Source organism: Janthinobacterium sp. GW822-FHT07H10 (genome assembly GCF_058798675.1).
Window position 1 is genome coordinate 18309 of record NZ_JBXAKS010000024.1, and the last position, 9345, is coordinate 27653.

At 63.8% G+C, this 9345-nt stretch carries 9 protein-coding genes and 1 tRNA gene; 4 read left to right on the forward strand and 6 right to left on the reverse strand.

Annotated features, from left to right (window positions below; translation table 11 throughout):
- Positions 1-120: 120 nt before the first annotated feature.
- From AC1RDJ_RS27805 to AC1RDJ_RS27815, 3 genes are read right to left on the reverse strand one after another with little or no spacing between them, the layout of a single operon-like run.
- Complete coding sequence (locus tag AC1RDJ_RS27805; protein ID WP_493029365.1) at positions 121-1617, reverse strand: c-type cytochrome; 1497 nt, start codon at positions 1615-1617, stop codon at positions 121-123.
- A complete protein-coding gene (locus AC1RDJ_RS27810) occupies positions 1614-3272 on the reverse strand; it encodes a GMC family oxidoreductase (RefSeq protein WP_071322730.1) in 1659 nt (552 codons plus the stop codon). The genes AC1RDJ_RS27805 and AC1RDJ_RS27810 overlap by 4 nt, the downstream gene beginning before the upstream one ends.
- The gene (locus tag AC1RDJ_RS27815; RefSeq protein ID WP_493029366.1) at positions 3269-3925 is read right to left on the reverse strand and encodes a sugar dehydrogenase complex small subunit; all 657 of its coding nucleotides are present in this window, start codon (positions 3923-3925) and stop codon (positions 3269-3271) included. The genes AC1RDJ_RS27810 and AC1RDJ_RS27815 overlap by 4 nt, the downstream gene beginning before the upstream one ends.
- Positions 3926-4266: 341 nt before the next feature.
- On the opposite strand from AC1RDJ_RS27815, the gene AC1RDJ_RS27820 reads away from it, so the two are divergent.
- The 4 genes from AC1RDJ_RS27820 (at position 4267) to AC1RDJ_RS27835 (ending at position 7666) form a co-directional block, all read left to right on the forward strand.
- Entirely contained in the window at positions 4267-4773 is a 507-nt protein-coding gene (locus AC1RDJ_RS27820) for a GNAT family N-acetyltransferase (protein ID WP_083411681.1), read from the forward strand.
- Complete coding sequence (locus AC1RDJ_RS27825; protein WP_493029367.1) at positions 4758-5501, forward strand: aspartyl/asparaginyl beta-hydroxylase domain-containing protein; 744 nt, start codon at positions 4758-4760, stop codon at positions 5499-5501. Before AC1RDJ_RS27820 ends, AC1RDJ_RS27825 begins: the two co-directional genes overlap by 16 nt.
- A complete protein-coding gene (locus tag AC1RDJ_RS27830; protein WP_493029368.1) occupies positions 5498-6532 on the forward strand; it encodes a hypothetical protein in 1035 nt (344 codons plus the stop codon). Before AC1RDJ_RS27825 ends, AC1RDJ_RS27830 begins: the two co-directional genes overlap by 4 nt.
- 111 nt (positions 6533-6643) lie before the next feature.
- A complete protein-coding gene (locus AC1RDJ_RS27835) occupies positions 6644-7666 on the forward strand; it encodes an alpha/beta fold hydrolase (RefSeq protein WP_493029369.1) in 1023 nt (340 codons plus the stop codon).
- A gap of 81 nt (positions 7667-7747) precedes the next feature.
- On the opposite strand, the gene AC1RDJ_RS27840 is transcribed toward AC1RDJ_RS27835, so the two are convergent.
- From AC1RDJ_RS27840 to AC1RDJ_RS27850, 3 genes are all read right to left on the reverse strand, one after another.
- Positions 7748-8458: an alpha/beta fold hydrolase gene (locus AC1RDJ_RS27840; protein ID WP_493029370.1), complete on the reverse strand. Its 711-nt coding sequence runs from the start codon at positions 8456-8458 to the stop codon at positions 7748-7750.
- A gap of 199 nt (positions 8459-8657) precedes the next feature.
- A tRNA-Asn gene (locus tag AC1RDJ_RS27845) sits at positions 8658-8733 on the reverse strand.
- A 93-nt stretch (positions 8734-8826) separates the two neighbouring features.
- The gene (locus AC1RDJ_RS27850) at positions 8827-9153 is read right to left on the reverse strand and encodes a Dabb family protein (RefSeq protein ID WP_071322725.1); all 327 of its coding nucleotides are present in this window, start codon (positions 9151-9153) and stop codon (positions 8827-8829) included.
- Positions 9154-9345: the final 192 nt, after the last annotated feature.

The window sequence follows — 9345 nt, forward strand, 5'->3', positions numbered from 1 at the left end:
CCAGGATCGGGCCAGAATAAAAAATGGCTACGATTGCTCGTAACCATTTTTCAGCCTGCATTTTACTGCAAGTTGCGCCTAACGCTCATATTCCGCGCCGTTTCTCCCCCGCTCCGGCGCTCAAGCATTGCGCTGGCGGCGCCGGCGCAGCCACACGAACAGCGCGATCAGCAGCAAGATGCCCACCACGCCGCCCGGCAGCATGAACGGTTGCATGCGCGCCAGCACGGGCTTGTCGCCGCCGCTGCGCGCCTGCGCCACGTAGGCGGGCGTCACCGTCACGTCCGGGTTGCCGTACTGCTTCAGCACGTAGTTGGAGATCGACGCGATCTGCTCATCCGTCAACGGCTGCACGTACGAGCGCCGGTCGAAACGGGGCATGAACGCTTCGTGCTCTTCACCCTCGATCTTGCGCTCGACGCCGAACAGGATGGCCGACACCAGATTCGCCGGCGTGGCGCCGCCCGTGGCCGTATTGTGGAACAGGGCCGGATAGGCCTGGCCCGTGCTGCCGGCGCCGCTGGCCGAATGGCAGCTGGCGCAATAGCCGGAAAACAGCACGGCGCCGCTGTTCAGCGAATGGTGCTCGGTGGAACTGGCCGTGCCGCGCAGCACGGCTTCCTCGCTGGCCGCGCTGCCGTAGCTGAAGGCGGCCCTGGCCTGCCCCGGCGCGCGCACGGGCGGCACCGTGCGCAGCCACGCGACGATGGCGGCCACGTCGTCGTCGCGCAAGAATTGCAGGCTGTTCTGGATGGCTTCGGCCATACCGCCCGCCGCCTGGCCCTTGCCTTCAACGTGACCCGTCTTCAGGTAAGCCGTGAGTTCCGCATCCGTCCAGGCGCCGATGCCGCTGACCTTGTCCGACGTGATGTTGGGCGCATGCCAGGAACCGAGCGCAGCGCCGGCCAGGCTCTGGCTGCCCACTTCGGCCATCAGCATATTGCGCGGCGTGTGGCAGGCGCTGCAGTGCGCCAGCCCTTCGGCCAGGTAGGCGCCGCGGTTGATCTGCGCGCTCTTGCCCGGATCGGGCACGAAGCGCTTATTGTCGAGGAACAAGGTATTCCAGCCCAGCATGGACAGGCGCACATTGAACGGGAATGGCAGGGCCGTCTGGCGCGCCGGCTCGTCGACCGGCTGGACGGCCTGCATGAAGTAGTAATACAGGTCGCCCACGTCCGCATCCGTCAGCTGCGCGTAGCTGGTGTAGGGCATGGCCGGATACAGGTGGCTGCCGTCGGCCCGCACGCCTTCGCGCAGCGCGCGCGCAAACTCGGCCTCGCTGTAGTGGCCGATGCCGCCTTTTTTCGACGGCGTGATATTCGTCGCGTAAATCGTGCCCAGCGGCGAGTCGATGGCGTAGCCGCCCGCATACGGCTTGCCGCCGGCGGCCGTATGGCACGCCATGCAGTCGGCGGCGATGGCCAGGTAGCGCCCCCGCTCCAGGCGCGCATCGGGGCCGGCTGCAGCGACTGCGGCAGGCGCGGCCGGACGGTCCGGCGTCAGGGTGACGGGCGGCGCCGAGGCCGGCACGGATGCGGGCACGGCAGCAATGGCGCCGCCGGCCAGCAACGCCAGGCCGAGGACAAAGGAGAGGTGCAGAGGCAGGCGGCGCATCATGCGGCCTCCCTTGCCAGCGTACGGGCGATGTCGTCGGCCGCGCGCAAGCCGAGGGCGGCCATGCTGAGGGTCGTGTTGACAACGCTGGCCGACGGCATGGCGCCGCCGCCGGGCAGCCACAGGTTGGCATGGTCGTGCGCGCGGCAGTTGCCGTCGACGACGGAATCGGCGCGGTTCGAACCCATGATGACGCCACCCATGATGTGGTTATTCGCGTTCAGGCTGCTGGTGATGTTGAACTCGACGGCGCCGAACAGCTTGCCGATGTGCTCGAGCTGCGCGTGCGCGGCCTTGGCGCCATTGCGCACATAGTCGCCCACGTCGTAATAAATGTCGGGACAGGCCAGGCCCAGCGGGTCCTTGCGCGTCTTGCTCAAGGTCAAGCGATTATGCGCTTCGGGCAAGGGTTCCAGGCTGATCGACAAGTCCACGCCGAACGCGGCGCGGCGGCGGATCTCGTCATCGAGGTCCTTGCCCACCAGGCCCAGTTTCAGCGACTGCTGGGTAGCAGGCCCGACCCTGGTGATATTGTTCAGGATCATCTTGTTGGCCGAATACTGCGCGCGGAAGGCGCCGTCGCGCGGCCCCACCAGGCAGCTGCTCTGCGCCGGACCGCGGCCCGTCCAGATCGGCTCATTGGCGAGGAAGGTACAGTGGAAACCGGAATGGTCCATCATGTTGCGGCCCACCTGGTCGGAACTGTTGGCGATGCCGTTCGGATTATTCTGGTTGGCCGCCAGCAGCAGCAAACGCGGCGTCTCGATGCCGTTGCAGGCGATGACGAAGGCCTTGCCCGTCGCCATGTGCGACTGTTTCTTGGCGTCATACCAGTGCACGGCCGTCACGCGGTTGTTCTGGTCCGTGTCGATGCGGTAGACGACGGCCTCGGCCAGCACGCCCGCGCCTTTCAGCTCGGCCCGTTCCACGTGGTGGATGCCGTTGTACATGGCGCCGATGGGGCAAATCGGCTGGCAATTATTATTGCCGCAGCAAGTGGGACGGCCCTGCCACGGACGCGTCGAGCGCCCTTGCGGAATCGGCACGGAGCGGTAGCCGTGCGGGTTGACCACTTCGGCGAAGCGCTTGTCGCCATAGCCCCAGGGCACCATGTCCATCGGGTACGGCGCGCTGCGTTCGCTGGGCGACTGCAGGGCAGGATCGTTGGGACCGGCCACGCCCATTTCCTGCTCGGCGCGGCAATAGTACGGCTCCAGCTCGTCATAGGAAATGGCCCAGTCGCGCCCTACCCCGTAATCGCTTTTCATGCGCATGTCCGACGGCAGGTGGCGCCAGCACGACGCGGCCCAGTGCCAGGTGGTGCCGCCCACCGTGCGCAGGTAGCCCTGCTGGAAACTGCTGCCGCTGGGGCCGGACAATTCCACGTAGTTATTCTTCGGGAAATACAGGGGCGCGGGCGCGTTGTCCGCCTGCGGATACAGGCCCTGGAAGTCGGAACCGACGCGGTTCTCGAACGGCATGTTGCGCCAGTTTTCCACGGCTTGCCCCCGCTCGATGCGCAGGCCTGCTTCCAGCATGATCACGGAATGGCCTTGCGCGGCCAGCTGGTCGGCCATCATGGCGCCAACCACGCCGCTACCGACGATGACGACATCGGCGACGACGTCGCCATTACTCTTGAATTGGGGAGATTTCATTTTGCTTGCTTGCCTTTCGGTTCGGGAGTGCCGGTGGTGGCCGGGGCGGGCACGGGTTTCGGCGCCACGGGGGCGGCAACGCGCACGGCTGGCGGCGCCTTCAGCCACCACAGGGGGCCGTAATTGCAATACGTGGGCACCACTTGCCCATCGGCCACCGTGCGGTACATCAGTGCTTCCGCATACGCGACGACGATGGACTGCGTGCCCTGCGCCGCGTTGCCGGCCACGGTGCCCGTGTACCAGGCGGCGACGATGGCCAGCGCCAGCTCGCGCAAACCCGCATCGGCGGCAGAGGCGGCGGCCAGCAGGGTTTGCGCTTCCTGGCCCGTGACGAGCAGCGCGCCCAGGCGCGGCAAACGGTCGGCAAAGCCGGGCACATTCGTGCGCATGGCTTGCTCGATGCGCGCCGCCGTGCCGGCGGACAAATCGCGGTGCCCGGTGATCGTCTGCGACAGCGTGTAGAACAGCATGCTGCCCGGCGCCAGGCCGGCGGCAGGCGCGCTGGCCGGCGCCGGCATGGCGGCGGACAATGGATTGCTCCAGAACCCGGCCTGCGCCAATAAGGCGGCCAGGCCGATCAGGGCGTGGCGACGGCTGATTCTGGAAATGGAGGGGGATGCTGCAGATGGTTCGCTGCCTGGATGGTTCATGAGACGAGACTCCCGCAAGACTTGTTGTTTTGTTGACTTGGATGGTTGCGTTAAATCACATTTGAGCAAATGCAATTCGTCTCGTCATTATCCTACATAAGTAAATTGTTTGCCAATGTAGTATTACTACCGGGAGCTAGCCTCGGCGCTTCGCGCAACAATCGCGGCGCTTGGCGCAGACGCCGCATCGACCTCATGCACGGCGCCGCAGCATGGCAGGGATAAGGACGGAATGCAGGCTGCGTCCTTGAAATGATTGCAAGTCCGCTTAAAACTTGGCAGCATAGCAAAGATATACGCCTGTTAATGTGTAGCACCCGCAAGAACATACCGGAGCATCGATGCACACCCTGCCGTTTTCCGCCCTCGCCAGCTTGCCCGCCCCGTATCGATTGCGCGCCCAGCGCGACGATGACGATGACTTTGCCGCCGCGCTATACGGTTCCACGCGCGACGACCTGCGCCAGATGCCGGCCGCCCCCGCCCTGATCGAGCAACTGATCGCCATGCAGCGCACCATGCAAAGCCACGGTTATCGCCAGACGTATCCGCAAGCCGTCTACCTGGTGCTGGAACATGGCGACACGCCCATCGGCCGCCTGATCATCGAGCAACAGGGCGACGTGCTGCACCTGATCGATATCGCCATCGTGCCCGCGGCGCGCGGCCACGGTGCCGGCAGCGCCGTGCTGCGCGGCCTGCAGGCGCAAGCCGCGCAGCACCGGCTGCACATCCACCTTGCCGTCAACAAAAGCAACGGCGCCGCGCGCAAGCTGTACCAGCAGCTGGGTTTTCACCTGCGCGGCGAAAACGAGGTACAGGAACAGCTGGCATGGAGCGCGCAATAATGGCGGCCGCGAACACACCGGGCGCGCCCAGCACCTGGCTGCGCCTGCCCCTTTCCTTCGACGTGGCGCGCCTGCAAGGCGACAGCGACCAGTTCGCCGCGGCTGAATGGATCAACCATTTCAATACGGACGCCTACGACAAGGGCTGGAGCTGCGTGCCGTTGCGCTCGGCAGGCGGCGAGGCGCGCCACATCATGCCCATCGATGGCGTCGCGTACGCCGCCACGCCGCAGCTGGCGCGCTGCCCCTATCTGCAGGACGTGCTGTGCAGCTTTGCCTGCGACATCAGCGCCGCGCGCCTGATGGCGCTGGCGCCTGGCGCCGCCATCCACGCCCACCGCGACGCCAAAACGGCGCTGCAGGACGGCCTCACGCGCATCCACATCCCCATCCACACCTCGCCGCAAGTGCTGTTCAGCATTGATGGCGAGAGCGTGCACTTCACGGCAGGCCACGCCTGGTACATGGATGCCAGCTGCCTGCACGCCGTACACAACGGCGGTGCGACGCCGCGCATCCATCTGGTCATCGACTGCATCACCAACGCCTGGCTGACGGCCCTGTTCGCCGAAGCGGGCTTCGTGCCGAAGGCGGCCGCCAAATATGGCGATCCCAACATCAACGATGGCAATGTGCGCGATGTCATCGCCCGCCTGCGCGAGGCCGCTACGCCCGTCACCCTGGCGCTGGCCGGCGAACTGGCGGCACTGGCCGGCATGGCGGCATGAGCGTCCAGTACGGCCTAGCCGGCCAGGAGCGCCTGCTGGCCAGGGGTGCGGCGGTGGCATGGCATGCAGGCATGGACTTGCGTGGCTGGTATCCCCTGTCCGTGGAGCGCGACGCGCAGAGCGGCGACGCATCCGTCTGCTGGCGCGACCTGGGCCGGCAGCGCTTCAGCGATGCTTTCTTTGTCAACACCCTGGCACGCCAGCCGACCGCAGAGCGTCGCGTGTGCCGCACACCCCTGGCGGCGCTGGCCAGCCTCGACGATTGCCTGGCGCCCGACGCCTTCATCTTCCACGTCTCGCGCTGCGGCTCGACCCTGCTGACCCAACTGCTGGCAGCGTTGCCACAGTGCATAGTGATGTCGGAGCCGCCCATCGTCGACTCGCTGCTGCGCCGGCATCACGATGGCGCGGACGCCACGGACACCATCACCCTGCTGCGCCAGGCCATGCTGGCGCTGGGCCAGCGCCGCAATGGCGACGAAACGCACTGTTTCATCAAGTTCGATTGCTGGCATATCCACAGCCTGGCCCTGTTGCGGCAAGCGTTTCCCGCCACGCCCTGCCTGTTCCTGTACCGCGAGCCGCAAGCGGTGCTGGCCTCGCACCAGCGCCAGCGGGGACCGCAGATGGTGCCCGGCATGCTGCATCCGGCACAGCTGCCGCTGCCCGCCCACCAGCTGGCACCGGGCGACCTCGATGGCTATGCGGGCCTGGTGCTGTCCGGCCTGTTTACCGCCGCCCAGCCGCACGCGGCCGCACGCCAGCTGCATTTAATTAACTACAGTCAATTGCCTGGCATCGTGTTCAGCGACTTGCTGTCGCGTTTCGGCATTACCCCCACGGCGGCGCAGCTGCAGGCGATGCGCGAGCGCGGCGGCGTGCATGCCAAATATGGCACGGCCTACCATGGCGATCCGCACGCGCCGGCCGACGACAGCCTGGCGGACATCGCGGCCCGGCTGCAGCCCGGCTATCGGGCACTGGAAGCGCTGCGCCTCCGACTTGCGCAACGTCACGACGCAAGCCCCTGATTTTTATGCATGTCATTTTCTGAGAAGGAGATTTTTCGAAGCACCCGATGGAGACCATGCCAGGCTGATGGGTCTGGCGTGCGATAGGAAATTACTCAAATGCGGCGTGGAATGCGCCGACGTGACCAACCTGAAACTGATCTTTCAACCATGATAAAAAAAATGACATTGGTAGTTTTCCTTGCAGCCCTCATCCCATTTTATGGATGCAAGGCGCAAACGACAGCAGACGCGAAACCCGTCTCCGCTGAAGTCACCACCACCCTGACACCCGACATTGGCGGAATAAAACAGCTTGTGGAAATCAAGACGGATGACGCCAGCAAACCCGTGCTCCTGTTTTTATCGGGCGGCCCGGGAAGCTCCATGATCAAGGGCGCGGATACCTTTAGCAAGCTCCTGAAAAGCAGATTTACCATCGTCCAATGGGACCAGCGCGACGCCGGCAAAACATTGCAACTGAATCCCTCGCCAACACAACCGTCCGTCGGGCAGATGGAACAGGACACGTATCAAGTCATACAGTTCCTGAGGAAGCAATTAAAGCAGGAAAAAATATACTTGCTGGGCAGCTCCTGGGGCAACGTCCTGGGCTTTTATATCGTCAAGCATCACCCGGAACTGCTGCATGCCTATTTCGCCTCGAATCCTGTCGTCAGCCAGCTGGAAAGCGAGAAAGAATTGCTGAAAGCCTTGAAAGAGCATTTCAAGGACAATGCCCTCGCCAGCCAGGAATTGAACAGCGTCAACATTCCCTTTGAAAATGACGAAGGCATGTTTTATTTAAGGAAATGGCTTTTTTACAAGGATGGCAAGGCATTCGCGACCAGCGCGGGTTTCAAGACGGGCTTCCTGCAATGGTCGAAAACCTGGTCCCCCGTGTGGAACGAGGTCATGAACATTGACCTGCCCAAGACCTTGAAGAGCGTTGACTGCCCCGTGTATTTCTTCGTCGGCAAAAACGATATCCAGACCTCGACCAGGATCACGCAAGCGTATTTCGAGACATTGAAGGCGCCCAAGAAGGGGCTATTTTTCTTTGACCATTCCGGCCATCAAATTCACCAGGATGAGCCTGTAAAGTTTCAGGAAGCCATCATCAAGACCTTGGATACGGCGGCCAACTCCGGATAAGCGCCCGGGGTCAGCAACCGGCCCCGGTGCTGGCCCTGAGGCCATTTTCCGGAGCTGGTGCCTGGCGCTGGCACTTCCGACTTACTCCTCGGCAATGCCCGCAACGGCCTTCCCGATCAGTGACGCCACCGCATCCGCTTGGGATATGTAGACGGCGTGGCTGGCTGGGACGTCGACCACGGCTGAACCCGCGCGCCGGGCCATATCGCGCTGCATCGCCGGTGCAATCATCCTGTCCTCGGTGGCGACCAGGTACCAGCTCGGTTTGCTCCTCCACGCTGGCACCGCCACCACCCCGGTCAATGCGGCCATCCCCCAGGGCACTTGCGATGCCGCCATGAAGCTGACCCTGTCCCTGGGCACATCGGCCGCGAACGCTGCCGCAAACTTTTTCTGGTCGAGCAAGAGGAAACCGTCGCGTGGCGGCAGGATGGGCGGCAGCGGCGCGCCGGGTGGGGCATGTTGAAACAGCGCGTCGACGGACTCGCCCTGATCCGGCACGAACGCCGCGATGTAGACCAATGCCTTGACCTTGGCATCGTTGCCCGCTTCCGTGACGACGGCGCCGCCATAGGAATGCCCAACGAGGATCACGGCGCCGGGCGCCGCGGCAATGACCCGCCTGGTGGCGGCAACATCGTCTGCCAGCGAGATCGTTGGATTCTGCACGATGGACACGCGACAACCCGCTGCACGCAGTGCCCCGTAGACGCCTTCCCAGCCCGATCCATCGACAAAGCCGCCATGCACGAGCACGACCGTTGCCGATCCGGCACTTGCCATGTCATCCATGTCAGCCTCCCCAGGAAGTTGCAATGCAGGCGATGACACACGTGCCGGCGCCCCGATTCCTCAAGCTTAGTCGCGGATGCCTGGCGCGCTGTGCGATGGATCAAGAGTCGGCGCGCAAGGCCCGCCATGCGCCCGCAACCGGCCCTGAAATGCAAAAAGCCCAACCGTCCAAGGCTGGGCTTTCTGCTGCTGCATGTTCTGGCTCCCCGACCTGGACTCGAACCAGGGACCTGCGGATTAACAGTCCGTCGCTCTACCAACTGAGCTATCAGGGAAAAGAGGCCGCATTCTATAGGGCAAACTCCCGCATGTCTAGATTTCCCCTGCGAAAATGTCCATTTTTTCTCGCCCAGGGCCATGGACACCGTTCAGCCAGGATTTTCCTGCGCGATATAGTCAACCACCAGCACCCGTCCCAGCCATGGCTTGAGCAACTCGACGAAGGCCAGGTGCGCGGGATGCGTCAGGTAGGCGTCGCGCGCGGCCGGCCCCTCAAAGGTCAGCGTAAAACAATCGGTGTAGCCATCGTCGAGGCCTTCCGGGCTGACATTCGCCCCCCATTCGAATTGCCGCACGCCAGGTATGCGGTGTTTCAGCTGCGAAAACTCATAGATGAGCTCCGCGTGCTTGGCAGGCGTGATGGCATCGAGGAAGTCGCACAGGACGATATGGCGCAAGGCAGAGGTACAAGTCATGGGATGGCGCTCCTGAAGTGATGCACTCAGGATAGCGCAAAACGCGCAAACGCACCGGAAGGCCCTGTCGCCGGGGCGCAAAACAAAAAAGGCCATGTTTTTCAACATGGCCTTCCGAATTCTGGCTCCCCGACCTGGACTCGAACCAGGGACCTGCGGATTAACAGTCCGTCGCTCTACCAACTGAGCTAT